At 32.6% G+C, this 26,007-nt stretch carries 23 protein-coding genes; 4 read left to right on the top strand and 19 right to left on the bottom strand.

Annotated features, from left to right (window positions below; genetic code table 11):
- Positions 1 to 15: 15 nt before the first annotated feature.
- Both ABXT64_RS04705 and ABXT64_RS04700 read right to left on the bottom strand, forming a co-directional pair.
- Positions 16 to 3,642, bottom strand: a complete 3,627-nt coding sequence (locus ABXT64_RS04705; protein WP_443634336.1) for a gliding motility-associated C-terminal domain-containing protein — start codon at positions 3,640 to 3,642, stop codon at positions 16 to 18.
- A gap of 232 nt (positions 3,643 to 3,874) precedes the next feature.
- Positions 3,875 to 4,843: an endonuclease/exonuclease/phosphatase family protein gene (locus ABXT64_RS04700; protein WP_443634334.1), complete on the bottom strand. Its 969-nt coding sequence runs from the start codon at positions 4,841 to 4,843 to the stop codon at positions 3,875 to 3,877.
- Positions 4,844 to 4,952: 109 nt separating this feature from the next.
- On the opposite strand from ABXT64_RS04700, the gene hflX reads away from it, so the two are divergent.
- A complete protein-coding gene (gene hflX, locus ABXT64_RS04695; RefSeq protein ID WP_443634333.1) occupies positions 4,953 to 6,158 on the top strand; it encodes a GTPase HflX in 1,206 nt (401 codons plus the stop codon).
- A 48-nt stretch (positions 6,159 to 6,206) separates the two neighbouring features.
- Here the strand turns inward: hflX and ABXT64_RS04690 are convergent, their stop codons facing one another.
- The 5 genes from ABXT64_RS04690 to ABXT64_RS04670 all read right to left on the bottom strand — a co-directional run bounded on the left by ABXT64_RS04690 (position 6,207) and on the right by ABXT64_RS04670 (position 9,992).
- A complete protein-coding gene (locus ABXT64_RS04690; RefSeq protein WP_443634331.1) occupies positions 6,207 to 7,055 on the bottom strand; it encodes a DUF3078 domain-containing protein in 849 nt (282 codons plus the stop codon).
- Positions 7,056 to 7,168: 113 nt separating this feature from the next.
- Complete coding sequence (locus ABXT64_RS04685) at positions 7,169 to 7,675, bottom strand: DUF2480 family protein (RefSeq protein ID WP_443634330.1); 507 nt, start codon at positions 7,673 to 7,675, stop codon at positions 7,169 to 7,171.
- Between the two features lie 325 nt (positions 7,676 to 8,000).
- Positions 8,001 to 8,330: a DUF59 domain-containing protein gene (locus tag ABXT64_RS04680; RefSeq protein ID WP_443634329.1), complete on the bottom strand. Its 330-nt coding sequence runs from the start codon at positions 8,328 to 8,330 to the stop codon at positions 8,001 to 8,003.
- Between the two features lie 4 nt (positions 8,331 to 8,334).
- On the bottom strand, positions 8,335 to 8,760 hold the full coding sequence (locus ABXT64_RS04675) for a SufE family protein (RefSeq protein ID WP_443634327.1): 426 nt from the start codon (positions 8,758 to 8,760) through the stop codon (positions 8,335 to 8,337).
- A gap of 17 nt (positions 8,761 to 8,777) precedes the next feature.
- Positions 8,778 to 9,992 (bottom strand): aminotransferase class V-fold PLP-dependent enzyme, encoded by a 1,215-nt coding sequence (locus ABXT64_RS04670; protein WP_443634325.1) that lies wholly within the window; start codon positions 9,990 to 9,992, stop codon positions 8,778 to 8,780.
- Positions 9,993 to 10,236: 244 nt separating this feature from the next.
- Between ABXT64_RS04670 and ABXT64_RS04665 the strand changes: the two genes are divergently transcribed.
- The 3 genes from ABXT64_RS04665 (at position 10,237) to ABXT64_RS04655 (ending at position 12,279) form a co-directional block, all read left to right on the top strand.
- Positions 10,237 to 10,659 carry a hypothetical protein gene (locus tag ABXT64_RS04665; protein WP_443634324.1) on the top strand — a complete coding sequence of 141 codons (423 nt, stop codon included), beginning with the start codon at positions 10,237 to 10,239 and terminating at the stop codon, positions 10,657 to 10,659.
- A 102-nt stretch (positions 10,660 to 10,761) separates the two neighbouring features.
- The gene (locus ABXT64_RS04660; RefSeq protein ID WP_443634323.1) at positions 10,762 to 10,905 is read left to right on the top strand and encodes a hypothetical protein; all 144 of its coding nucleotides are present in this window, start codon (positions 10,762 to 10,764) and stop codon (positions 10,903 to 10,905) included.
- A 285-nt stretch (positions 10,906 to 11,190) separates the two neighbouring features.
- Positions 11,191 to 12,279, top strand: a complete 1,089-nt coding sequence (locus ABXT64_RS04655; protein ID WP_443634322.1) for a T9SS type A sorting domain-containing protein — start codon at positions 11,191 to 11,193, stop codon at positions 12,277 to 12,279.
- 62 nt (positions 12,280 to 12,341) lie between these two features.
- Here the strand turns inward: ABXT64_RS04655 and sufD are convergent, their stop codons facing one another.
- The 12 genes from sufD to ABXT64_RS04595 form a co-directional block, all read right to left on the bottom strand.
- Positions 12,342 to 13,655, bottom strand: a complete 1,314-nt coding sequence (sufD, locus tag ABXT64_RS04650; protein ID WP_443634320.1) for a Fe-S cluster assembly protein SufD — start codon at positions 13,653 to 13,655, stop codon at positions 12,342 to 12,344.
- 32 nt (positions 13,656 to 13,687) lie between these two features.
- Complete coding sequence (gene sufC / locus ABXT64_RS04645) at positions 13,688 to 14,440, bottom strand: Fe-S cluster assembly ATPase SufC (RefSeq protein ID WP_443634318.1); 753 nt, start codon at positions 14,438 to 14,440, stop codon at positions 13,688 to 13,690.
- A gap of 2 nt (positions 14,441 to 14,442) precedes the next feature.
- Entirely contained in the window at positions 14,443 to 14,850 is a 408-nt protein-coding gene (locus ABXT64_RS04640; protein ID WP_443634317.1) for a hypothetical protein, read from the bottom strand.
- 20 nt (positions 14,851 to 14,870) lie between these two features.
- Positions 14,871 to 16,319 (bottom strand): Fe-S cluster assembly protein SufB, encoded by a 1,449-nt coding sequence (gene sufB / locus ABXT64_RS04635; protein ID WP_443634316.1) that lies wholly within the window; start codon positions 16,317 to 16,319, stop codon positions 14,871 to 14,873.
- Between the two features lie 12 nt (positions 16,320 to 16,331).
- Positions 16,332 to 16,661, bottom strand: coding sequence for a HesB/IscA family protein (locus ABXT64_RS04630; protein ID WP_443634314.1), 330 nt, complete (start codon positions 16,659 to 16,661; stop codon positions 16,332 to 16,334).
- 129 nt (positions 16,662 to 16,790) lie between these two features.
- Positions 16,791 to 17,939, bottom strand: a complete 1,149-nt coding sequence (locus ABXT64_RS04625; RefSeq protein WP_443634312.1) for a cytochrome-c peroxidase — start codon at positions 17,937 to 17,939, stop codon at positions 16,791 to 16,793.
- An 11-nt stretch (positions 17,940 to 17,950) separates the two neighbouring features.
- The gene (locus ABXT64_RS04620; protein WP_443634310.1) at positions 17,951 to 18,751 is read right to left on the bottom strand and encodes an MbnP family protein; all 801 of its coding nucleotides are present in this window, start codon (positions 18,749 to 18,751) and stop codon (positions 17,951 to 17,953) included.
- Positions 18,752 to 18,757: 6 nt separating this feature from the next.
- The gene (locus ABXT64_RS04615; RefSeq protein ID WP_443634308.1) at positions 18,758 to 20,137 is read right to left on the bottom strand and encodes a hypothetical protein; all 1,380 of its coding nucleotides are present in this window, start codon (positions 20,135 to 20,137) and stop codon (positions 18,758 to 18,760) included.
- Positions 20,138 to 20,201: 64 nt separating this feature from the next.
- Positions 20,202 to 21,611: a choice-of-anchor B family protein gene (locus ABXT64_RS04610; RefSeq protein ID WP_443634307.1), complete on the bottom strand. Its 1,410-nt coding sequence runs from the start codon at positions 21,609 to 21,611 to the stop codon at positions 20,202 to 20,204.
- Between the two features lie 61 nt (positions 21,612 to 21,672).
- The gene (locus ABXT64_RS04605; RefSeq protein ID WP_443634305.1) at positions 21,673 to 23,082 is read right to left on the bottom strand and encodes a choice-of-anchor B family protein; all 1,410 of its coding nucleotides are present in this window, start codon (positions 23,080 to 23,082) and stop codon (positions 21,673 to 21,675) included.
- Between the two features lie 71 nt (positions 23,083 to 23,153).
- On the bottom strand, positions 23,154 to 24,569 hold the full coding sequence (locus ABXT64_RS04600; RefSeq protein WP_443634304.1) for a choice-of-anchor B family protein: 1,416 nt from the start codon (positions 24,567 to 24,569) through the stop codon (positions 23,154 to 23,156).
- A 120-nt stretch (positions 24,570 to 24,689) separates the two neighbouring features.
- On the bottom strand, positions 24,690 to 26,000 hold the full coding sequence (locus ABXT64_RS04595; RefSeq protein WP_443634303.1) for a choice-of-anchor B family protein: 1,311 nt from the start codon (positions 25,998 to 26,000) through the stop codon (positions 24,690 to 24,692).
- Positions 26,001 to 26,007 lie beyond the last annotated feature (7 nt).

Genomic DNA, 26,007 nt, shown 5'->3' with positions numbered 1-26,007 from the left:
CATTAAATGATTAAATTATTCAGCTTCTTTATTTAAATATATCCATCCAGTTACTTGATTACCAAAAACAGGATCAAGACCTTTTAAAATGATTACATAGTAATAAGTACCTGTTGGTAAAAATACTCCATCATTTGTTTGACCTTTCCATTGTCTCACATAATTGTTTCTTTTATACACCTGCACGCCATTTCTATTAAATATTTGGATATTATCAATTCCTGTACGATCTGCAAGGAATTCTAAATCTAGGCGGTCATTAAATCCATCTCCATTTGGAGATAGACCTTGAGAAATAATACAATTTCCAGCTCTATATAATTCAACATTTGTATACGCTACAGCTCTACATCTTCCTTTTTTAACTCTAACGGCATAAGACATTAATCCCGTTTCACCGCTTTCAATTGATATATCAAGAGTTTGACCTGTTTCTCCAAGAATTTCATTTCCATTTAGAAACCAAGTAAATTCAACATTACTATCGTTAGTTTCTGCAATTAAAGTGTGAACCTCGTCTGGACAAACTTTAAATCCAGGTTCCAAAGAAACATCTAATTCATCTGGCAATTCTAAATTAATAGAATCTTCAGTAGTACAAACTCCTAAAGTTACTATTACACTATAAGTACCTTCTGAAGTCACTAACAATGTAGCATTGTCAAAATCTCCAAAATCAATTAAAGTACCATCAAGAAACCATTGGTAAGTTCCATCATTAGCGGCATAATTTGATGGAGTAGCATCTAGCCATACATCTTCATCAAAACAAGTTAAGAAATTATCTCCCAGCTCTATTTGAATATCATTAGCATTTGTAATTACAATCGAATCTTGAGTACTACATACTCCGACATTTACAATAACAGTATATGTTCCAAGTTGTGAGGCTGCTAAAGTAACATTAGTTTCACCTACTAAATCAGAACCGTCTAGACTCCATTGATAGGTTGCATTTGCAGGGTCATAATTTGAAGGTGTGGCGTCTAAAATTACATTATCTACTAGACAAGATGATATATTATCACCTAATTCAATAGCGATATCATTTGCACTTGTAATCTCCATTGAATCTTCAGAAGAGCATTCACCAAAACTAACAGTACAAGAATAAGTTCCTAGTTGTGAAGCAACTAAAGTAACACTTGTTTCACCTGCTAACACAGTTCCATTTAAACTCCATTCATAAGTAACATCAGCAGGATCATAATTAGATGGTGTTGCGTCTAAAATAATATTATCTAAGAGACATGCACTAATGTTATCACCTAAATCAAATGCTATGTCGTTTGCGGGTGTAATAATAATACTATCTTCATCTACACATTGACCAGAAGTAACTACTACAGAATATGTACCTATAGTTGTTACAGTTAATAGGGCATTAGTTTGACCAGCGATTACTGTGCCATCTAGGCTCCATTCATAGGTAACAAGTGAAGGGTCAATATTTGCTGGTGTAGCATCTAATTCTACCGGACCATCAAAACAAGTACTAAAATCATCTCCTAAATCAACACCTAAGTCGTCGCTAGGAATAATTGTTACTGAATCTTCAGCAGTACAAATACTATTAGTAACAATAACACTATAAACTCCATATTGAGTTGCAATCAATGTTTGACTTGTTTCACCAGCTATAATAGTGCCATCTAAACTCCATTCATAAGTAGCAGTAGCTGGATCTATATTTGTAGGTGAAGCATCTAGAATAACTTGAGCTTCAAAACAAGTTGTAATGTCATCACCTAATTCGATCACTGGGCTTTCATTAAATAATATCTCTACACTATCTGTTACCGAACAATCATCTCTAGTCATTTCTAAAGTGTAAGCTCCAGATGTAGTTACGGTAATGGTTGGAGTAGTTTCACCTCCAGGACTCCATAAATAAGTAGCCCCAGTAATATCTCCTGTTGTTTCTGGGATAATTTCATAAGAAGCTTCATCACAAAACTCTTGATCATCTCCTAATTCTAAAGTAAAATCAGCAACAAGTGTAACTGTTACATCATCAGTTAATATAACTTCATCCCCATTACAATTTGTATACGTAATTTGAGCAGTATATGTTTCTTCACCTCCTGAAGGGCAAACATTTATGGTTGGATCTGTACTAATTACAGTTCCATCTGAATCTAGCCAAGCAAATTCATAGGTTGGTGCACCTTGTGGGCTAAAGCTCCATGCTTCATTGTTTGTTGTCCAAGGAGAGTCTGAAGTATTTCTTCCGGGTGGAACATAAGCAATGGTTCCTGCATTATTTTGAATCCCTAAAGTAGCTACTCCTCCTTGCCAATCTGAACAAGAGGGTTTATCCTGAATGTAAATTTCAATCACATTAGAAAACTCATAGAAAACGGCCATATGAGTTGCTAATAGATTATTACAGGAAGTTAAAAACATTGGAACTTCAAAATAAGAAACTACTAACACTCTATTTGGAAAAGCACCTAAAACTTCCCAAGCAATTTCATTTGAAGAATTTACAGAAGGATCAATATCATGTCCTGGAGTAAAAATATTTGCTTCAGCTAAAGTTGCATTTGTGTTATTTGGTAAATTTTCATCGAAAGACCAGCCATTATATCCTCCTGCAGGACCAACGTCAAAACTAATTACCCCATTTGAACCTACAATAAACTGTGTTTCTATATTTTGGAAAAAACAAAAATCAAAAGGCAAATTTCCAACATCACTCCATGCATCATCAATAGAAGTATTTACAGAATTAGATAAACCATTAAAAGCAAATGGAGGATCGTACGTAATTTCATTTACTTCGTATTGATCTGTTAATGTTTCAAATGTTTCAAGGAAAGTAGCAGTAATATCAGTACAAGCATCATTACAGCTTAATGTCATGTCGTCTCCGGCATTAATAAATAATGAGCCTGGGCCACCACTTAAACAACCAATTGAACTACTTGTTACTAAACAGTTAAGATCGTTAGCATCATTCACTGTAATAACAACATCTGTATCAAAAGCATAAGGACCAAAAGTAACAACACCTGTATTTGTTGCTGTTTGTTGAGGGCTACCTTGATCATCATTAATAGTTAATTCAGTTGCAGAACCAAGATCGCTAATGTTTACTAATATATTAAAGTCATTACCATTGGTACAATCACCATCAGTAGCGAATGTAACTGTAGGGTTTAAACAAGTTTGGCACCAAACATCCCAATCCCATTCTATAAATCCACCTGTCGAACATCCAATTACACTATCCGAATTAACTTGTAATGTAATAGTATCTCCAGAAGATTGAAAAGTTAGCCCTGTTAAATCACCACTATTTCCATAAGGAGTTGCTGCATTTAAATCGGTAACACCATCAGTATCTAATACAATTACTTCATCAAAATTAACTTCTGTTTCACCAGCATTAAATACTAAATTTAACGGAAGTCCATCAGTATTTGTAAAAACAAATTGAGTTGTATCATTACTCAAATAACAATAGGTTGTATTTACAGGACCTGCGGCACAATCTATAATAGTTTGACTAAAGGATAGTGTTGTAAAAAACAATAACAGAGCAAAAGGGATAAATTGTAAGAATGAAAAAGATTTTCTTTCTCCTTTTATTGCTGTTTTATTTAGGTTTGGTTGAAAATTAGTGTAAGATTTTTTCATATATAAAATGATTGGTAATTTTTCGGCACTAATGTAGTTAAAAAATTGTGAAAATTTTAAGTATTTTTTTTGTTTTTGTTTAAACACGTTTTTTATAGATTAAAACAAAAATTTATTCAAAAATTCTCTTGAAATATTACTGTTTAAACAGGTGAAATGCATTTTACCCTAGCTAAATATCTTGTTTTTTTAAATAATAAATGAGTAATTCAAGGATAAAAATATATAATACCTATGAGTTATTTTTTATTGAAAAAATACTATAGACAGGAAAATGATCACTAAACCCACCAAGATATTTATCACCTACATAAGTCCTAAAAGGATTGCCCTTATATCTTCCTTTATTTTCTTGTAGTTCTACCGGGTTAAAAATCTTCGCCTCTTGAAAACGAAACGAATTACCATGTTGTTGTAAAAAATTATTTGACATAAGGATTTGATCAAAAAGATTCCATGAACCTTTATAATTGAGACTGCCTTCATAACGAGTATGTAATTGTTCCATTGGATTATGTAAATCAGTTTCAGACAATTTCTGTAAACTTTTACTTGTTGGATCGTCATTAAAATCTCCCATGACAATAATTTTTGCATTAGGCTCTTCAAGAATAATATCTGAAATGATTGCTCTGTTTTTGTCAGCTGCTGCAATTCTTTTTTGAGAAGTTTCATTAGTGCCAGCTCTACGAGAAGGCCAATGGTTTACTAAAACATGTACTAATTCCTTTTCAAGATGCCCTTTAACATATAGTATGTCTCTTGTATAATCTCTTTCGCCATATTTATTATTTAAAAAAAGAGGAATTGCTTCTTGATGTAAAACCTTAAAATATTCTTCTCTATATAATAATGCAGTATCAATGCCTCTTTCATCTGGTGAATCGAAATGAACTATGTTATATCCTTTTTTTTTGAGGTATTTTGAATTGATTAACTCTTCTAAAACCAACCTGTTTTCAACTTCAGCAACACCGATTAAAGCTGGAGATTGTTTTATTTCATTGTACCCTAATTGCGAAATAACTCCGCCTAATTTTTTAACTTTTTTTCTGAAGCGTTTTTCATTCCAGTTTTTATCTGAACTTTCAGTAAAATCATCATCTAAAGTATTATTGTCATTAACCGTATCGAAAAGATTTTCTAGATTGTAAAAAGCAATAGTAAATTGTTTGTACTCATTATTAGAAGTAAGATCCATAAAACAGTAATTAGATATACTACGAATATAGGGGAGTCCTTATGAAATAAAAAATAACATCTTCAATATTCATAGGTACTCTTTCGTACCTTTGCTTATATTCAAATTTATGATTGAAAAATCTGACATAACATACGAAAAAACAATTCTCATTGGTTTAATTACTCAATTACAGGATGAAGATAAATCTATAGAATACCTAGACGAACTTGAATTTTTAGCTTATACCGCAGGGGGTGAAGTTTTAAAAAGGTTTGTTCAGAAAATGCAAGCGCCTAATCCAAAAACATTTATTGGGTCGGGTAAAATTGAAGAAGTAAAGCAATACATAGATGCCCATGAGGTAAGTATTGCTGTTTTTGATGATGAACTTACACCCGCACAGCAAAAAAATATTGAAAAGATTCTAGAATGTAAAGTTATAGATCGAACCAATTTAATTTTAGACATTTTTGCCCAACGTGCACAAACTAGTTATGCAAGAACCCAAGTAGAATTAGCACAATATCAATATCTATTACCAAGATTATCCGGAATGTGGACACACCTTGAAAGACAGCGTGGAGGTATTGGTATGCGTGGTCCAGGGGAAACCGAAATTGAAACAGATAGACGTAATGTTAGAGACCGTATTTCTTTACTAAAGAAAAAGCTTATTACGATCGATAAACAAATGGCGGTTCAAAGAGGGAATCGAGGAAAATTAGTGAGAGTTGCTTTAGTAGGGTATACCAATGTTGGGAAGTCTACATTAATGAATGTCATTAGTAAATCTAAAGTTTTTGCTGAAAATAAACTATTTGCCACCTTAGATACTACGGTAAGGAAAGTGGTTATTGGCAACTTGCCTTTTTTGTTAAGTGATACGGTAGGGTTTATTAGAAAACTACCTACTCAATTAGTAGAGTCGTTTAAAAGTACCTTAGATGAAGTACGTGAAGCAGATCTATTATTACACATTGTAGATATATCACATGCATCTTTTGAAGATCATATAGATTCAGTAAATAAAGTATTAGAAGAAATTAAAGCTTCAGACAAACCAACGTTGATGGTTTTTAATAAAATTGATGCGTATCATCCTGAAACCATTGAGGAAGATGATATAGTCACTGAAAAAACAGAAGCTCATTTTACGCTTCAGGAATGGGAGCAAACTTGGATGAATAGAGTTAATGGGGATGCTATATTTATATCAGCCTTAAATAAAGAAAATATTGATAAATTTAAAGAGACAGTGTATAACAAAGTAAAAGAGGTTCATACAAAGCGATTTCCTTATAATCAATTTTTATATGATGAATATACAGAATAAAAAAAGCCGACATTTTATGTCGGCTTTTTAATTAATTAAAAGGAAGTTTTAGAAACCAAAATTTACACCTACACCAAATACTTCTCTAATTTGAAAGCCTTCATAAGCATTGTCATCATAGATTGTTTGGAATGATAAATTAGCTGAAATATATTTATTCACTTTCATCACTAAGTTCATGGTATAATCGATATCTACATTTTGTGGATCTTCTAAGTAATTTGAATATAAATTTAACATGTTCTCCATAGAAATATTAGCCATTAAATTTACTTTATAATAAGCTCCAATCGAAGCACCAAATTCAAATCGAGTATTTTTTCCTTGCTCAACACCAAATGATTCACCAAATTCTGTAAAGTGATCATCAATAATTATTAATCTTGCAGTAGCTGGCGCAATATTTACTTTTAAGTTGTCACTTTTTTTCCATAACATACCTGGACCTGTTTGTAAATAAGTTGGGGAAAAACCATGACTGGTTTCAATACCTGAATCTTTATCATATCCTACATCCATTTGAGTTTTTGCATTAAAAAACCAAGAGTAATACCAAAATCCTTTTGCTTTTTTACCTAATAAAGAATTTAATTCTAATCGATCATCTGTTTTTTGAACATCTTGATCATCCAATTTATTTAAACCGTAAGACACAATAATTTTATTGTCCCAAGTAATGTCTTCTTTTACGTAATTAAAATCATAATTGATCCCTAAGGTTCCAGAGATATTATCTTGACCACCAGCAGCCCAATTAGAAAATGAAGATTGATTAAATAATAGACTAATATTTCCACCTCTAGTCCATCCTTGTTTTGGACCTTCTTCCTCTGTTTCTTGTGAAAATCCTGAAAACGATATGGCAAATAAAGCCAATAATAATGTAATTTTTTTCATTGTTATGTTTTTGAAAATTTGTACAAATATAATATTTCTCTTTAGAATTAATTAGTACAAATAGAAAACTAGATTGTATTTGATGAAAAAGTATAATTTATTCGATAAACAGCCTATTTATTTTTATAAAGCGGAACTGCTGAGCAGGCTTCACCATACATAATGCTTTTAGCAAAGGGAAGTATTTTTTGTGCTAAAAGGAGGTAGGCATTTTCTGGAACAGGTTTGTTTGAACATCCTTTTATAATAATTGGTTTGTCTTTAAGTTCTTCAAAATTTAATTCTGAAATAATTTCAGCATAAAGAATGGTCTCTAAATCATTTAAAGAACCTACACATGATTTTTTTACAAAGGGATTTAAATGAACTGAAACTAAAGTATAGGCCCAAGCAGGAATTATAGCTTCACTAGAACAATGAATTGCAACATAGCAATCTTGGTATTGTTCCCATTGATGATTTTTAATAAAGGTTCTAAATTCTTTTTCACGTAGAATGATGCCTTCATATAGCCAAGGTGAAATATCAACAATTAATCGTTCTCCTTGAGGATAATAATCTTCAAGATCAATAGTAATTAATTTACTGTTTGCAACCCTATTTTTAATTTCGCCCTCCATAATAACATTTTTGAGTCCCAGTTTTGCATCTTCGCTTGGACATAAGCGTTCTTTTTTACAACATACCTAACTCCAATTTTGCCTCTTCACTCAAAGGACTTTGTTACGGTATCATTTTACTTTTTGTTCAGAAAAGGTACAAAAAGATAAAAAAACACCACCAAGTTCCCTTGGACATAAGCGTTCTTTTTTACAACATACCTAACTCCAATTTTGCCTCTTCACTCAAAGGACTTTGTTACGGTATCATTTTACTTTTTGTTCAGAAAAGGTACAAAAAGATAAAAAAACACCACCAAGTTCCCTTGGACATAAGCGTTCTTTTTTACAACATACCTAACTCCAATTTTGCCTCTTCACTCATTAATTCTTGAGTCCAAGGGGGATCGAAGGTAATTTCAACTTCAGCATCAGTAACTAAAGGAATAGATTTTATTTTATTTTCTACTTCTAAAGGTAAACTTTCTGCTACAGGACAATTAGGAGTTGTTAATGTCATTAATACCTTAACAGCATAGTCTTCATTGACAAATACATCATAGATTAGTCCTAATTCATATATGTCAACAGGTATTTCTGGGTCGAAAATAGTTTTAATTACGGTTACTACTTTTTCACCTAACTCGTTGATGTCTATTTTTATTTCTTCGCTCATTTTCTTACTTGTTTAATTGTGTTTGAAAGGCTAGTGCATATAATTTTAATTTTTTTATCATGGATACTAAACCATTTGCTCTTGTAGGAGATAAGTGTTCTTTTAACCCTATTTCATCAATAAAGTCTGTATTTGCATTTAAGATATCTTCAGGTTTTTGATTTGAAAAAACTCGAAGTAATACTGCAATAATACCTTTGGTGATAATTGCATCACTTTCGGCAGTATACATAATAATGTCCTTATTTAATTCGGCATGAAGCCAAACTTTAGACTGGCACCCTTTAATTAATAGATCATCCGTTTTTTGTTCTTCAGAAATTAAAGGTAGTGATTTTCCTAATTCGATCATATATTCATATCGTTCCATCCAATCATCGAACATCGAAAACTCATCTATTAATTCATCTTGTATTTCTTTTATATTCATTTTAAAACTTCATTTAATTATTGAAGCATCATTTTTGCTTTTTTAATTGCACTAACTAAAACATCAACTTCTTCTTTGGTATTGTAAAACGAAAAAGAAGCTCTTACAGTACCAGGGATTTTATAAAATTCCATGATGGGTTGTGTGCAATGATGTCCTGTTCTAACTGCAATCCCTAGTTTATCAACTATAGTGCCGATATCATAAGGGTGAATGCTGCCTATATTAAAAGAAATAACAGATGTTTTAGAACGGGATGTACCATAAATTTTTAACCCTTCAATTTCTAATAATCTTTGAGTAGCATAAGCAACCAACTCATTTTCATATTTTAAAATTTCCGTAAAACCTATTGTATTTAAATAATCAATAGCAACTCCAAAAGCAATTCCTCCAGAAATATTTGGAGTTCCTGCTTCAAATTTATGTGGCAAATCTGCATACGTTGTTTTCTCGAAAGTCACCTCTTTAATCATTTCCCCACCGCCTTGATAGGGAGGAAGAAGATTCAATAGCTCTTCTTTCCCATAAAGCATTCCAGTTCCTGTTGGGCCACACATTTTATGAGCCGAAGTCACGTAAAAATCAATATCTAATTTTTGAACATCTACTTTAATGTGTGAACAAGCTTGTGCTCCATCAATTAAAACAACAGCATTAAACTCGTGAGCTTTTTTAGTAATTTCTTCAATTGGGTTAATGGTTCCAAGTGCATTTGAAACATGATTAACAAATACTAATTTTGTTTTTGCTGAAAGTAATTTTTCATATTCCGAAAGGATTAATTCTCCTTCCAGATTCATAGGGATTACTTTTAAAATTGCTCCTGTTCTATTGCAGAGCATTTGCCAAGGAACAATGTTAGAATGATGTTCCATTGCAGAAACAATTATTTCGTCCCCTTTTTCTAGGATTTTAGTATAGCCATTAGCAACAATATTGATACTATGCGTAGTTCCGGAAGTAAAAATTACTTCTCGAGATTCTTTTATATTAAAATGTTCCTGAATTTTTTTTCTAGCTAATTCATAGACATCGGTAGCTTCTTGTGATAATGAATGAACCCCTCTGTGGATATTTGCATTGTAATTAGAATAATAATCTACGATGCTATCAATAACTATTTGAGGTTTTTGTGAAGTTGCCGCATTGTCTAAGTACACCAATGGCTTTCCATTAACCTTACGGTTAAGAATTGGGAAATCTTTTCTGATATTATTTATATTGAACATGCCCTTTATTTTGCTTTGCAAAGGTACATTTTAAAAGAAGAACATGTCAATCACTTAACAGTTTTTGTGATTAATTAACAGTAAAAACACCATTTCAAATAGGGTTTATTAGCGCTACTATTTTGGGTTGAGAGACTAGCTCTTTCTGCAGCGCCCTAAAATACATTTACAGCATAATTATTTGAACAATTGACGGAAACCGAAAAGGCAAAAAATAGAGTAGGTGTATTTAAATTTAGAAATTATGAAAAACATATTAAAAAATTACAAAACTATTGTATGGGTTTGTTGTTTTGTTTTAATGGGAACTTCGCCTCAAGGACAAAATCCTTTTTGTGAGGATTTTAATCAATACTCTACAACTGCTCCTGTAGGTACAATATGTGATGCTATTTGCCATCCTAGCTTATTAAATAATTGGGGTGGTTTTAATATTAATGGTATTAATTACACGGATGTTGGAAGTCAAGGTGGAACAGGAGATTATTTTTTAAAATTACGTGACGGCTCTTGTAGTACAGGAGGAACGTTTGCTTATAATGACACAGACTTTAACGGAGATTGGACAGCAATGGTACCTCAAGGGGAAGGTTGTTTTTGTTTTGATATGAAGGCACTTCACATTCAAACGGGAACAGTTACAGGATATAATATATTAAGTATTTAGGATGGTCCAGATAGATGTAGCTCTACTTTAAGTGCTTCTTTTGTTATTTCTACACCCATTGATGTTGCATTAGGTTGGCAAAGAGTATGCGCACCAATAGCGTTGAGTAGTGGTGGAGTTTTGCCAAGTAATGCTGATGGGCAATGGGTTGTTAATACAGGGAATGCAGCAGATTGGGATGCATTAATAACGAATGTTAATTCTATTTATTTTTATGTAGATGTTGATGGTGGAACAGAAATCTAGGGAATCGACAATATTTGTATTAGTGAATTATGTGACGCTACTATTGGACAAGATCAGCCAACCGAAGATGGGGCATATTGTTGTGATGATTAAAAAGCAACTAATCTTGTAACCAATGGCAATTTTGAATTTGGAGATACAGGTTTTTCAAGTACTTATGGACAATCAACAGCAACTTTTCCAGGAGAATATGATGTTACAGGCAGTGCGGCTGCATTTGGAGCGAATGTAACAGACCAATCATTCTGTGCAGATCCTTCTGCTTATGCTACCAATGATATGTTTATGGTAGTTAATGGAAAAACTCAACAAGCAGGGAGTAGTGTTATTTGGGAGCAAAACATTACAGGTCTTGAACAAGGTAAGGAGTATAAGTTTTGTGCCAACTTTAAAGATATGGAACAATGCACCTTTACTATTTACCCTAGAATTTCTATGAATACAAGTTATGGTTCTATAAGTCAAATAATTGATATAGACGATACGAACCCATGTGATTGGCAACGAATTGAGTTTTGTTTCATCGCGGATGGACCAGATATAAATCTGCAAATTGAATTAGACGAAACTGGAAATGGTGATGGGAATGACTTAGCAATCGATGATATTGCTCTTCAACAGAAATTAGATCCTGAGTATTTTCTAACCACACAGCATCAAGGAGATACTAATTTAATTACGGGGTCCTTAAATACGATTGCAACTACAGATGATACTTTGTTTGATAGAGATTTATGTGAAGAAAATGATGCTGACGATTATTATTGGTCTGTTTACGAAACAACGTTGCCAGCAAATCCTCCATTTACTTGGAATATTACCAAGGACACTTTTGCATGGAGCTCTAATGCTAGCTGGTTTGCAGAACCTCTTGCTACTCCTATAGTTGGGCCATGGGGATTAACAACAAATTTTCCAGATTATCCTTTTGCTCAAAATAAATTTTATGTAATAGGTATGTGGATTCCATCTTGTTGTGAAAGTTGTTATACAGAAAGTTGGGAATACCAAATCACTTATAACAGTGGATTTGCTTCTCAAAACGATTTTGAATTAACCGATAAAATGAAAGCAGAAATTAAATCTAAATTTGTAATGGGAGATGGTGTAAATACAAGAGGTGCTGAATCACTAAGTACGAATCTTAGCTTGTTTCCAAATCCAGCAAAAAACAGTTTCGATATCGCTTTAGAACAAGATATTATTAAAACAATCAATATAATGTCAATTACGGGTCAGGTTGTTTTTTCAGAAGAAACTCAAGGGAAAAATCAAAAAACAGTAGATATTTCAAATTTAACCTCTGGAATGTATTTTGTTAATGTAGTAGGAAAAAACGAAAAAAGGTATACTGCAAAATTAGTTAAAGAATAAATTAGACTTAATAATTAACCAAAGTAAAAATCCTTTCAGAGATTAATCTGAAAGGATTTTTTTTATACATTAAAACCAATACTTACTCCAATTTTTTCAGCAATAATAGCATTGATTCTTGTTTTTAAAGCAGGAATCTTAACACTTTCTAACACTGTATTTGCAAATGCATACATGAGTAATGCTTGTGCTTCTTTTTTTGCAATTCCTCTAGATCTAAGGTAAAAAAGTGCTTCTTCATCAAATTGTCCAATCGTACAACCATGAGAACATTTTACATCATCTGCAAAGATTTCTAGTTGAGGTTTCGCATTTACTGTTGCTTTATCGTCAATTAAAATATTATTGTTTTGCTGGAATGCATTTGTTTTTTGTGCTTCTTTTTCAACCACCACTTTACCATTAAAAACACCGGTTGATTTATCAGCATACAATCCTTTATAATCCTGGTGACTTTCGCAATTAGGAGCAATATGTTGTACTAGCGTATTATGATCAACGTGTTGTTTTTCCTTTAAAATTGTAATACCTTTTAAAGTAGAATCACAATGTTCTCCATTTTGAGAAAACTTCAAGTTATTCCTAGTTAGTTTTCCACCTAATGAGAACGTATGTACAAAACAATTACTGTCTTGTTCTTGTGAAATAAACGTACTGTCAATTAATGAAGCTGTTGAATTATTATTTTGAATTTTATAAAAGTCTAAATAGCCTCTTTTTTCAATAAAAATTTCTGTTACTGAATTAGTTAATACAGCATTGCCCGTTAAACTTTGATGTCTTTCAATTATTTGTACATGAGCATTTTCACCAACAATGATTAAATTTCTAGGTTGAGCCATTAAAGCCTCTTCTTTACCTGTTACAAAGTTGATAATTTCAATAGGTTTTTCAACCTCTTTGTTTTTCGGAATATTGATATAAGCACCCTCTTTAGCAAATGCAGTGTTTAAGGATGTTAAACTGTCTTCCCCTGCTATTTTATTATAATAGGTTTCAATTGAAGCGCTGTATTTGTCATTTTTAAGAGCAGAAGAAAAAAGACATATATCCATGTTATCATGCGTAGTTTCAGAAAGAAAAGAACTATAAGCTCCATCGATAAAAACAACTTTAAATGTGTCTATGTCATGTAAAAAATATTGTTTTACATCTTTTAATTCAACTGTATTTTCTCCCTTTGGAAAAATACTATAGTTATCTTTTAAAATAGGTTTTAAAGAGGTGTATTTCCAATCTTCTTCTTTCTTAGTTGGAAATCCATTTTCTTCAAAATTATTTATTGCTTTAGTTCTAATGTCATGTATAGGAGAATCGTCTTCTAAATGATCATCGAAAGCAAGAAAGGAGGAAACTAATTTTTCTTTTAAACTCATAATTCTTAATTAAATGGTTTTACCCATTAATCTTAGGCATTTATTTCTTCTTTAATCCAGTCGTATCCTTTTTCTTCTAATTTGTGAGCTAATTCTTTACCCCCCGATTTCACAATTTTACCATTCATTAATACATGAACAAAATCCGGTACAATATGATCTAAAAGTCTTTGGTAATGTGTGATAACAACAACTGCATTGTCTTTGTTTTTTAATTTATTAACACCATTAGCCACAATTTTTAAGGCATCAATATCAAGTCCAGAATCTGTTTCATCTAATATGGCAAGTTTAGGTTCTAGCATGGCCATTTGAAAAATTTCATTTCTTTTTTTCTCACCTCCAGAAAATCCTTCATTTAAAGAACGAGATAAAAATTTTCTATCAATTTCTAATAAATCAGCTTTTTCTTTAATAAGCTTAAGCATTTCAGAAGCGGGCATGTCTTTCAACCCTTTTGCTTTACGCGTTTCATTAATAGCTGTTTTAATAAAATTTGTAACCGATACTCCAGGTATTTCAATAGGATATTGAAACGATAAAAAGATTCCTTTATGCGCTCTTTCTTCTGGATCAAGCTCTGAAATATCCTCTTTAAATAATTTAATGTCTCCTTTAGTTACTTCAAAGGTATCTTTACCCGCAATAACCGCAGCCAAAGTACTTTTTCCAGAACCGTTTGGTCCCATAATCGCATGAACCTCTCCAGCTTTAACCTCAAGATTAATACCTTTTAAGATATCTTTTTCATTAACACTTGCGTGTAAATCTTTAATTTGTAACATAATTATTTTTTCTTTGCGTCTATTTTTATATCTGCTTCTGAAGGAGTGTCACTCACTTTTACAATTTCATTAATTGTAAGTATTTCATCCCATCCTTCTTGGCCTTCAGGTTTTTTTGAAATGGTTCCTTTTACAATTACGGGAACCATATCGAATGCATCATTTTTAACATTTTCAACTTGACTAGCAAGTTCTTTTGCAACATCATTTAAAGTAACTCCATAAATAAAATCAGTTCCTTTAAACACCGCTGCATTATCTACAACAATAAACTCACCTTGAAATAGGTTTTTAGTAGTTGTTATTTCTGTTACAACAGGTTCAATTACTGTTTCTTCCGTTTTTTGTTCTGTATTTTTACATGAAAATGTAAGAACAATAATTGCTAATAAAAGTGTGATTTTTTTCATATAAATAATTTACTTTTTGTTTATCCAACAGAGCCTTCAAGACTTATTTCTAATAATTTTTGAGCTTCTACAGCAAATTCCATCGGAAGTTTATTTAATACTTCTTTACTAAAACCATTTACAATAAGTGCAATTGCTTTTTCAGTATCGATTCCTCTTTGGTTGCAATAAAATATTTGATCCTCACCAATTTTACTAGTGGTAGCTTCGTGTTCAATTTGAGCTGTTTTATTCTTTGCTTCTATATATGGGAACGTATGTGCGCCACATTCATTACCCATTAATAAAGAATCACATTGAGAAAAATTACGCGCATTTTTTGCCCGTGCATTTATCTGAACTAAACCACGATAACTGTTTTGTGATTTACCTGCTGAAATACCTTTTGAAATAATGGTACTTTTTGTGTTTTTACCTAAATGAACCATCTTGGTACCTGTATCTGCTTGCTGATAATTATTGGTAACTGCAATGGAGTAAAATTCTCCAATTGAGTTGTCCCCTTTTAAAATACAGCTTGGATATTTCCAAGTAACAGCTGATCCAGTTTCTACTTGTGTCCATGAAATTTTTGCATTCTTTTCGCAAATACCTCTTTTGGTTACAAAATTAAAAACACCACCTTTTCCTTCTTTGTTTCCAGGGTACCAATTTTGAACTGTCGAATATTTTATCTCTGCATCATCTAGGGCAATAAGCTCCACGACAGCTGCATGTAATTGATTCTCATCTCTAGAAGGCGCAGTACAGCCTTCTAAGTAACTTACATAACTTCCTTTGTCAGCAATAACAAGGGTGCGTTCAAATTGACCAGTTCCTGCTTGATTTATTCTGAAATAAGTTGATAATTCCATTGGACAACGAACTCCTTTAGGAATATAACAGAAAGAACCATCACTAAAAACAGCACTATTTAAAGCTGCATAAAAATTATCACGTTGAGGAACTACAGAGCCTAAATATTTTCTTACCAATTCTGGATGTTCCTTTATGGCTTCAGAAATACTCATAAAAATAATTCCTTTTTCGCCTAAAGTCTTTTTAAAAGTCGTTGCCACTGAAACAGAGTCTACGACAATATCCATGGCAACATTATTCATCTTTTTCTGTTCATCTACTGAGATTCCTAGCTTTTTGTACATCGCTAATAAATCTGGATCTACATCGTCCAGCGTTTTGTTAGGATCTACAGCTACAGGTGCTGAGTAGTATGAAATGGCTTGAAAATCTGGTTTTTTATAATGAACATTTGCCCATTCAGGTTCTACCATTTCTTTCCAATAACGAAAAGATTCTAATCTCCATTCCGTCATCCATTCTGGCTCTTCTTTCTTTTTAGAAATCGCTCGGACAATGTCTTCATTTAATCCTATAGGAAATGTTTCAGCTTCAATATCTGTATAGAAACCATATTCATATTCTTTGGTTTCAAGGTCTTTCTTTAAATCGTCTTCTGTAAATTTTTTCATAGTATTCTGTAATTATAAAGAAAAACTTTCTCCACATCCACAAGTTCTATTTGCGTTTGGATTATTAAATACAAAGCCTTTACCATTAAGTCCTCCACTAAAATCTAGTGTGGTTCCTATAAGGTATAAAAAGCTTTTCTTATCGACTACAATTTTTACAAAATTATCTTCAAAAAGCTTGTCATTATCTTTCATGGCATTATCGAAATCTAATTCATACGATAAACCTGAACAACCACCACTTTTAACTCCAACCCGAACATAATCTGATTCAGCATTAAAGCCTCCTTCAGTCATGAGCTGTGCTATCTTTGATTTTGCGTTATTACTTACTTTAATCATTTATATAGATTTATTCTAAATAGTATGCAAATATATGGTAAAATAATACTTTAACCATGGCTGAATAAGAATTAAAAGTTATGGTATAATAAGGAATAACAATAGTTTAACATTGAATGAGTTGAACTATTAATTTGGATCTTGATAGTCTGGGTTATTAATAAAACTTTCATCAGATAAGGAAAGTAAGAATGCTTTAAGGTCAGCCTTATCATTTTCCGTTAATTGAACTCCACCTGCAGCAACAGCTTTCATTAATGGGTCAATAGTTGGAGAATCGTTTAACCCTTCACTGTAATGATTAATTACATCGTCTAAGGTTTCAAACCTACCGTCATGCATATAAGGTGCTGTATAGGCTAAATTACGTAAAGAAGGTGATTTAAAAAGGCCATTGTCTCTAGGGTCACCAGATACTTCGCCAAATCCTATATCGGTAATAACTTCATCCAATCCGTTATTATGAAATACATTATCTGTCCATAACGGACTGTTTGGAAGCCCATGACAATGGAAACAATCTCCACGACCTTCATCTAAAAATATATTCAAACCATTTAATTCTTGTGAGGTAAGTTCCTCTTGACCTAATGAATAACGGTCAAACTTAGAATTAGCAGAAACTATGGTGCGTTCAAATTGTGCAATGGCTTTCGTAACCAAAATTGAATCTATTGATGAGGTTCCAAATGCTTCTAGAAATAAACTAGGGTATTCTCCATCTGCTTGTAAACTTGCTACCGCGTTGGGCCAAGTATTATTCATTTCTATTGGATTTGTAACAGGGTCAAAAGCTTGGTCTTCTAGACTAATAGCCCTTCCATCCCAAAAGAATTTTTCATTATAATTCCAAGCCATATTATATAAAGGCATAGAATTTCTTGTGCCAATAGAACCATCTATTCCAATACTAAACTTAAGAGAGTCAGTAAAAGCATTTTCTTGACGATGACAGTCAGCACAGGCTTGAGTTCCATCACCAGATAAAATAGGATCATAAAATAATTTTCTCCCTAAAGCAATACCTTCTACACTTAATGGATTATTTGCTGGTATTACAGGAGGTAATATATTTTCTAAAAATAGTTGAGGAACTTCAAGTGTGTAAGGAGTAGGATATGCACAAGAACCATCACTTTCGGTTGCATTTGGATTATAATTTACAGCATTACTATCCATACAACCAACAATACTTTGTGTGTCAGGGCCATTATCTGAACTTGAACAAGAAGTTAGTACAATTGTAATGCATACTAATGCTGCAAATAAATATTTCATTTTGTAATAGTTTACTGTGTCACAGTACCTAGGCTAAATGCGCCTGCAGTGCCATTTTCACTCATGTCTTTTTGAGCTTCAAAGTCTGGCATTAAAATAGTGTACCATGTGTTTAAATCCCATTGATTTGGATTTTTGAACCATTCATCAACATTCATTTTTACTTCAATATTGGTATTACTTCCAATAGTAATAGCTCCTAAGTTTACAACAAATGAGGTGTCCCTTAACTCTTCAAGTGTATCAGGTCCTGGAGGAAAAGAAGAATGTCTATTCGCTCTAACTGTATGGTACTGATAATTTACATTAATCCCAATGTTATTATTGTAAGCTCCTTCCATACGCATATAGTGGTATCCTCCACCAAGTGGTCCGGGCACAGCCCAGGATCCGTCTGAAGAATTTAAGTCTAAATATCCTCCATCTAAATCATTGTCCTCATCATCAAAACCAAAGGTAAAAGAAACTATATAGTCCCCTTCAGGAATTTCTATTCCTGGAGTAAAGTTTACATTAGTTCCATTACGAGCATCAATTAGGTTATAATCTCCAGCATCATAAACAGTACCATCTGCTGCTGTAAATGTAATATCTGAAATTAAATATACTAATTTAGACAGCTTAAGGCTTTCTCCATTTGCATTGGTATAAGATGTTGTTTCGTAGTCTGAATTTTCAATAGCATCACCAGCCCAATTTTGACTGAATGTAAAATCTACAGTGGTGTCTTCAGGAGTTGTTGTGACGTCATCATCACTATTACAGCTAATAAAAGCAAATGTGATCGCTAATAAGAATGCAATTTTTTTCATTTTTTTTTATTTAATTTTTATTATCAATAAATCTTTACTTCCTAAATTTTGACTAAGATCTACATCAGTACTTTCAGTACTACCTACAATAAGTAATTCTTTATTTGTTGTTTCGATACCATGGTTTGCAAAATCTAAATTTGAACCCCCAATTGTTTTCTCATATTGAATAGTTCCAAAATCATCAATTACTAATACCCATACATCATTAAGTCCTAAACCATTTGTTACATCACCATCATTACTACGTGTGTGACCAGAAATAACAAAATTTCCATTTGCAAGGCTGTTGATATTTGAAGCAGTATCAAATTGAGTACCTCCATAGGTTTTTTCCCAAATAATAGCTCCGTTAGTACTGCTTAATTTTACCACCCACATGTCTGCATTACCTATAATTGATGAAATGTCAAAATCATTACTTCTAGTATTTCCAACAAAAATAAAATTACCATCATCACTTTTAGCAATAGAAAAGCCGTTATCTATTTCGGAGCCACCATATGATTTTTCCCATAATTTAATGCCAGACTCACTAATTTTTAATGCCCAAAAATCATAACTTCCTCTTGGGGATGAAATGTCAAAATCTAAACTTTCTGCAGCACCAACCATTAAATATCCATTATCATCGGTTTGCATTACATCGTAACTTCTGTCGTTATCGGTTCCACCAAAATATTTTCGCCATTGCTTAATACCATTGGCGTCTGTTTTAATAGCCCAATACTCTCCTAAACCATGTTGACTGTTTCTAGTCTCGGAATCATCTTCATCAATAATATCGTCACCTTGACCATCGCTATTTGCAAGATCTAAATATCCTGTCATAAAATAACCACCGTCATTTGTCTGAATTACTTTATAACTTTTATCATCTCCAAGGAAACCAAAATTACGATCCCATTGTTTGTTTCCTTCGCTATCAATTTTTAATAGCCAATAGTCCCAAAAGCCACCATTTCCAGAAACGTCTCCGTCGTTACTTTTACTGTAACCCGAAATAGCATATCCTCCATCATTAGTTTTAATTAGACTTGTTGCTCTATCATCATTCGTTCCACCATAATTTTTACTCCAGATTTTCTCTCCAGTAGCAGATATTTTTAACACCCAGTAATCATAGTCTGTACCTGTTCGATTCGATAAATCGCCATCGGTACTATTGGTAACCCCTAAAATTACATAATCACCGTCATTTGCTTGAACAATTGATATGGCATCATCTTCGGAACTTCCTCCAAATGTTTTTACCCAATCAACTTCACCTACAAAAGCAGGAACTGGAGTGTCATCTGTAGTCCCGCCAGAATTATCATCACTTCCACAGGAAGCAATTAAAAAAATAAATAGAAAAGATAAAATAAAATTAAAGAAAGACTTCATAGCAAAAGGGTTTCAAATTTTATACAATAATAAGCGTGAGTCTTTTACAACCCACGCTTATGGATTATTTTACAATTAATCTTTTTGTCGTATTAGAATTAACTTTTAACAAGTAAATTCCAGACTTAAGACTAGAGATGTTGATATTTTTTGAAGTTGTTTCAGAAAACTCTTGGTTAAGAACTTGTTGTCCTAAAACATTATATGCTTCAATTTTAAATATTGGCGCTGATTTTGAGCTAATAGTAACATTAGAATTAGCTGGATTTGGAGATAGTGAGAAAATGTCCGAATCGTTATCATTAACACTTAAGTTAGATTCTTTAACAAGGTGAAAACCTTCATCACCACTAATTACTATATAACCACTTTCAAAGAATGGATACACATTCCAAACTCCACCAAAGTTAGCACTGTTTGTATTTGGAACAGTATCAAAATAACCTATTTCAGAAATATTCTCATTTGCAATATCACTAATATCTATAATTCGAATACCTGCATGGTAGTTAGCCATGTAATATTTATCACCAACTACATATCCATTATGATCTATTGCAGGAGTATTCCCAAAATATTCGAAATGAAAAGTTGGGTTATCTAAATCTTCAAAATCAAAAATTACTGTTCTTGTATTAAATCCGAAATCTAATTCATCTATTTCATCACCAACAATAAAATAACGTTGGTCTTCAGTAAACCATCCTTGGTGTGTATAACCAACATTAGAATAACTAATTGTAGAAATGCTCACTGGGTTATTTTTGTCAGTAATATCAACAATCGCAACCTCATTTTCGTTACTTCCAATTAAGATTTCTCGTCCTGCATAGTCAGAATCAGGTCCATTATATGTAATAACTTGTGCGTCATGACTATAATCATCCATTGCATATCCACCTTCTAGAACAGGATTTAAAGGGTCTTGTATGTTGATAAAAATAGGGCCTCCATTATAAGCGTTAGCTCCAACAGGATAGGCATAACCAGTATCTTCATTGATTACAATATTATGTGCACTTCCGAAGCCATCATAATGAGCATCTTCTGTAAAAGTTTCAGGAGGACTTCCAACACTTCTTAAACGAGTTAGGTCAAAAATTTGCATTCCATGTCCACCAGCTTCACTTACAATAAAAGCATAGTTATTGTACACTTTGATATCTCTCCAGGTACTATTACTTGTATGTGTTGGTAGCTTTCCTAAGTTTATTGGATTTAATGGATCTGTAATGTCGAAAAAGATAGTTCCGTTATTAAGACCAATTAAGGCATATTCAGTTCCATCATCTGGATCTGTCCAACCCCATGAATCATTAGCTCTACTTGAACTCATTTGTCCTGGTGTAAACCTTGCATATAAATCGTAATTTTCACATGGAAATCCAGCAGCCATACCTCCAACACATGGAGCTTGTGCAACTGAGAAAAATGTAGCAAATAATGCTAATAAAGGTAAAATTTTCTTTTTCATTGTAGATGTTTTAAATGTGTTGTTTTATTTATTTAGTTTGTTCGAAAAGTACTATAAATACTTACTTTTTTAAGACCTTTTTAGTTAATTGATTGTTAATTGTAATAAAATACATTCCTGTGGAATAATCTGAAAGGTTAATAGTTTTTGAAAATATATTCATATTTTTTTCAGAAAAAAGCAGTTTACCGCTAATATCGTTTATACTAATCGTTGTTATTGCTTCTAATTTTGCCTCTATGGTAAGCCTATTTGTAACTGGGTTAGGATATAATGCAAATTCTAAATTTTGTAAATCATCATTGGATAATAATGGGTCCCTAACAAATAAAATATTTTCTCTATCACTCATTACTATTACGCCACTTTCAAAAAACGGATAGACATTCCAAACACCAATATACCCAGCATCATTGTGCGGAGGATATGAGTCGAAATAACTTTCTTCAAAAATATTTTGATTTGCAATATCCTCAATATTAAGTACTCTTAATCCTGCGGAGTTATTAGAAATATAGAACTTATTACCTTTTACATATCCATTGTGGTCGGTAGCAAATGTAGTTCCAGAATATTCGAAATGAAAAGATGGATTGTCTAAATCTTCTAAATTGAAAATAATAGTTCTAGTATTAAATCCAAAATCAATTTCATCAGCTTCATCACCTAATAAAAAGTAACGATGATCTTCTGTCAACCATCCTTGATGTGTATATGCTACATTTGAATAAGAAATAGAAGAAATTTGTTGTGGATTGTTTTTATCTGTAACATCAACAATAACAACATCAGTTTCGTTGCTTCCTACATAAATTTCGCGTCCTGTATAATCTGTATCGGGTCCTTCATATATAACAACATGTGCGTCATGGGTATATCCTCCTGCAGCAAAACCACCAGCAGCAATTGGATTTACAGGATCAGAAATATCAACAAAATGAGCCCCGCCAGAAAAGGTGTTATCTCCAACACTGTAGGCATAACCTGTATCTTCATTTATGGCAATATTATGTGAACTACCAAAACCATTATAATGTGCATCTTCTGAAAATGTTTCTGGAGGATTTGCAACTGAACGTAAACGAGTTAAGTCAAAAACTTGCATTCCATGATTGCTAGCTTCACTCACAATAAAAGCATGATTACTATATACTTTAACATCTCTCCATGTACTATTACCTGTATGGGTAGGTACTTTTCCTAAATAAATCGGATTTATTGGGTCTGAAATATCAATAAATGCAGTACCATTATTTAAACCTATTATAGCATATTCTTTACCATCATCAGGGTCTGTCCAACCCCAGGAATCATTACCTCTAGTAGAATCTAAATCTTCTACGGTGAACTCTGATAAAAGATCAAATCCATCACATGGATACACACCTGCCATTCCACTATCGCATGGCGTTTGAGAAAAGCATACGAAAGTAAAAAATAAAGTTATAATGAAGGAGACTTTATTTTTCATATTTTTTATTTTAAAGTTAAAACAAGGCACCTACTTTAATAATAGGTGCCTTAGAATAATTAATTATTATTTTACTTTTTAATAATCTTTTTAGTTACTTGATTATTTATTGTGATAAAATACATTCCTTCTGAGAAAGAAGCTATGTTAAGAGTTTTATTGTCTGTATCTAAATCGTTTTCAGAAAAAAGAATTTTTCCACTAACATCTGAAATAGAAATACTAGTTATTGCTGAAGTTTTTGAGTTAATGTTAATTTCATCTAAACTAGGATTAGGAAAAACAGATAGTCCTTGGTTTAAGTCAAAATCACCTGAACTTAAGTCACTTGCTTTCACTATAAATAGACCGCCTGAGAAAAGTGTGGTTATAACAATATTACCACTTTCAAAATAAGGGTAAACATTCCATGCACCATCATATCCAGAATTATTGTTTGAAGGGTACACATCAAAATATCCAGTTTCAGTAAAATTACCATTATCGATATCTGAAATATCAATAACTCTCATACCTGCAGTATAATTAGCTAAATAGTATTCATTGCCTTTTACATACCCATTATGATCTGTTGCAGAAGTTGGACCCGAATATTCAAATGATAGTGTAGGGTTTTCTAAATCTGAAAAGTCAAAAACCAAAGCTCTTGTGTTAAAGCCATAATCAATTTCATCAATTTCATCTCCTACAATAAAATATTTATGATCATCAGTAAACCAACCTTGGTGAGTATAAGCTGTATTTGAATATCCAATTGTTGAGATACTTACAGGATTATTTTTATCAGTTATATCAGCAATAATTACTTCATCTTCATTACTACCAACATAAATTTCATGACCTACATAATCAGTATCAGGACCATTGTATGTAACTACCTGACCATCATGACTATAAGCGTCTACATTATAGCCTCCTGCAGCCACTGGGTTTAAAGGATCTGAGATGTCAACAAAATGAGGGCCTCCGTTAAATGTATTTGTTCCTACACCATATGCGAATCCTGCTTCTTCATTTATTACAACGTTGTGAGCACTTCCAAAACCATCATAATGTGCATCTTCAGTAAAAGTTTCAGGAGGACTAGCAACATCTCTTAATCGAGTTAAATCAAATACTTGCATTCCATGACCACCAGCTTCACTTACAACAAATGCATAGTTATTATACACTTTTACATCTCTCCAAAGAGTAGATGAAGTATGCGTAGGAAGCTTACCTAAATACACTGGGCTTACTGGATCTGAGATATCAACAAAAGCAACACCGTTATCTAATCCAACAAGCACATATTCAGTTCCATCATCAGGATCTGTCCAACCCCATGAATCATTTGAATTCCCTGCACCAAAATCACCATAAGGAATATAAGATTGTAAATCATATCCGCTACATGGATATCCAGCTGCAATGCCTCCAACACACGGAGTTTGAGCAAAAGAAAAAGCGATAAATGCTAAAAATATGGGTAGTAATAATTTTTTCATATTGATTATTTGTAATAAATTAATTTTAATTGATTGCATGTAAATATAGATTTACATCCATGTTTTAAACAGTTCACTAGACAAATACCCTACTTTTTAGGTAAGAAAATTAAAAGTATATTATTGTTTTTTAACAATGAAAAGCCCAGAAAACATATCACTTATAATAATGTTCCCACTTGCAAAGTATGGATATACACTCCAAGCTCCATCAAAATTAGCATTGTTGTCTCCAGGGTGGACATCAAAAAAGCCATTTTCAATCATTTCACTATTTTCTATATTAGTTATATCAAAAGTTCGCATCCCTCCTGTATAACTAGCTAGATAAAAAGTATTGCCTTTCACATATCCATTATGGTCAATAGATGAGTTTCCTGCTAAATATTGAAAATGAAATAGTGGGGTATCTAAATCTGTTAAATCAAAAATTAATGTTTTAGTGTTATTCCCAAAATCTACTTCATCTAACTCATCACCAGCAATAAAGTAGGTATGATTCTCAGTAAGCCAACCTTGATGAGTATAACTTGTATTTGAATAACCCACAGAAGAAATTAATTGAGGATTTGCTTTATCAGTTACATCAACAATTACTACTTCATTTTCATTACTGCCTATGTAAATTTCATGATCCGTATAGTCTGTATCAGGACCATTGTAGTTTACAACTTGTGCATCATGACTATATCCACCTCCTGAAAAACCTCCAACTTCTATTGGATTTGCAGGGTCTTGAATATTAACAAAATGTGGGCCTCCACCATAGGTGTTAGTACCTACTGCATAGGCAAACCCAGTTGCTTCATTTATTACAATATTATGCGCGCTACTAAACCCGGTATAGGTAGTAATAGGGAATAATAATTCTCCACCACTAGCTTCTCTTAATTGTGTTAAATCAACAACTTGCATCCCAGATCCACCTGCTTCACTTACAATAAAAGCATGGTTATTATAAACTTTTACATCTCTCCAAGGACTATTTGATCCTTCAACTTCTGCTATAAAATTAGGGTTACCTGGATCAGAAATATCAATAAATGCAGTTCCGTTAGATAAACTATAAATTGCATATTCTTTATTGTCTAGAGGGTCTGTCCAACCCCAACAATCATTTGCCGAACTTGTTCCAAAATCTGAGGTTTTCATCCAGCCCACTAAATCATAATTATCACATGGATAAGGTCCAGAAAACCCGCCTACACAATCAGCTCCAGGAGTACCATCACCATCTGGATCTGGATCGCCTTCACCATCAGGATCACCTTCTCCGTCTGGATCGCCTTCACCATCTGGATCGCCTTCACCATCTGGGTTATCTGATTCGTCAATTAAAATAACAGTTTCAGAAAAATCTGGATTACTTGAACATGAAATAAAAAAACAATACATAAAGAAAAGAGGTGCGATAATAAATATCTTTTTCATAATAAAA

The organism is Candidatus Marifrigoribacter sp. Uisw_064 (assembly GCF_047730175.1).
In the GTDB taxonomy this organism is placed as follows: domain Bacteria; phylum Bacteroidota; class Bacteroidia; order Flavobacteriales; family Flavobacteriaceae; genus Marifrigoribacter.
The sequence above is the reverse complement of the archived record's forward strand: the minus strand, read 5'-3'. Positions and strand labels throughout refer to the sequence as shown.

Excerpts from the sequence above, each read along its gene's own strand:
- ABXT64_RS04705 (WP_443634336.1), bottom strand. The coding sequence starts at position 3,642 with ATGAAAAAATCTTACACTAATTTTCAACCAAACCTAAATAAAACAGCA.
- ABXT64_RS04700 (WP_443634334.1), bottom strand. The coding sequence starts at position 4,843 with ATGGATCTTACTTCTAATAATGAGTACAAACAATTTACTATTGCTTTT.
- hflX (WP_443634333.1), top strand. The coding sequence starts at position 4,953 with ATGATTGAAAAATCTGACATAACATACGAAAAAACAATTCTCATTGGT.
- ABXT64_RS04690 (WP_443634331.1), bottom strand. The coding sequence starts at position 7,055 with ATGAAAAAAATTACATTATTATTGGCTTTATTTGCCATATCGTTTTCA.
- ABXT64_RS04685 (WP_443634330.1), bottom strand. The coding sequence starts at position 7,675 with ATGGAGGGCGAAATTAAAAATAGGGTTGCAAACAGTAAATTAATTACT.
- ABXT64_RS04680 (WP_443634329.1), bottom strand. The coding sequence starts at position 8,330 with ATGAGCGAAGAAATAAAAATAGACATCAACGAGTTAGGTGAAAAAGTA.
- ABXT64_RS04675 (WP_443634327.1), bottom strand. The coding sequence starts at position 8,760 with ATGAATATAAAAGAAATACAAGATGAATTAATAGATGAGTTTTCGATG.
- ABXT64_RS04670 (WP_443634325.1), bottom strand. The coding sequence starts at position 9,992 with ATGTTCAATATAAATAATATCAGAAAAGATTTCCCAATTCTTAACCGT.
- ABXT64_RS04665 (WP_443634324.1), top strand. The coding sequence starts at position 10,237 with ATGAAAAACATATTAAAAAATTACAAAACTATTGTATGGGTTTGTTGT.
- ABXT64_RS04655 (WP_443634322.1), top strand. The coding sequence starts at position 11,191 with ATGGTAGTTAATGGAAAAACTCAACAAGCAGGGAGTAGTGTTATTTGG.
- sufD (WP_443634320.1), bottom strand. The coding sequence starts at position 13,655 with ATGAGTTTAAAAGAAAAATTAGTTTCCTCCTTTCTTGCTTTCGATGAT.
- sufC (WP_443634318.1), bottom strand. The coding sequence starts at position 14,440 with ATGTTACAAATTAAAGATTTACACGCAAGTGTTAATGAAAAAGATATC.
- ABXT64_RS04640 (WP_443634317.1), bottom strand. The coding sequence starts at position 14,850 with ATGAAAAAAATCACACTTTTATTAGCAATTATTGTTCTTACATTTTCA.
- sufB (WP_443634316.1), bottom strand. The coding sequence starts at position 16,319 with ATGAAAAAATTTACAGAAGACGATTTAAAGAAAGACCTTGAAACCAAA.
- ABXT64_RS04630 (WP_443634314.1), bottom strand. The coding sequence starts at position 16,661 with ATGATTAAAGTAAGTAATAACGCAAAATCAAAGATAGCACAGCTCATG.
- ABXT64_RS04625 (WP_443634312.1), bottom strand. The coding sequence starts at position 17,939 with ATGAAATATTTATTTGCAGCATTAGTATGCATTACAATTGTACTAACT.
- ABXT64_RS04620 (WP_443634310.1), bottom strand. The coding sequence starts at position 18,751 with ATGAAAAAAATTGCATTCTTATTAGCGATCACATTTGCTTTTATTAGC.
- ABXT64_RS04615 (WP_443634308.1), bottom strand. The coding sequence starts at position 20,137 with ATGAAGTCTTTCTTTAATTTTATTTTATCTTTTCTATTTATTTTTTTA.
- ABXT64_RS04610 (WP_443634307.1), bottom strand. The coding sequence starts at position 21,611 with ATGAAAAAGAAAATTTTACCTTTATTAGCATTATTTGCTACATTTTTC.
- ABXT64_RS04605 (WP_443634305.1), bottom strand. The coding sequence starts at position 23,082 with ATGAAAAATAAAGTCTCCTTCATTATAACTTTATTTTTTACTTTCGTA.
- ABXT64_RS04600 (WP_443634304.1), bottom strand. The coding sequence starts at position 24,569 with ATGAAAAAATTATTACTACCCATATTTTTAGCATTTATCGCTTTTTCT.
- ABXT64_RS04595 (WP_443634303.1), bottom strand. The coding sequence starts at position 26,000 with ATGAAAAAGATATTTATTATCGCACCTCTTTTCTTTATGTATTGTTTT.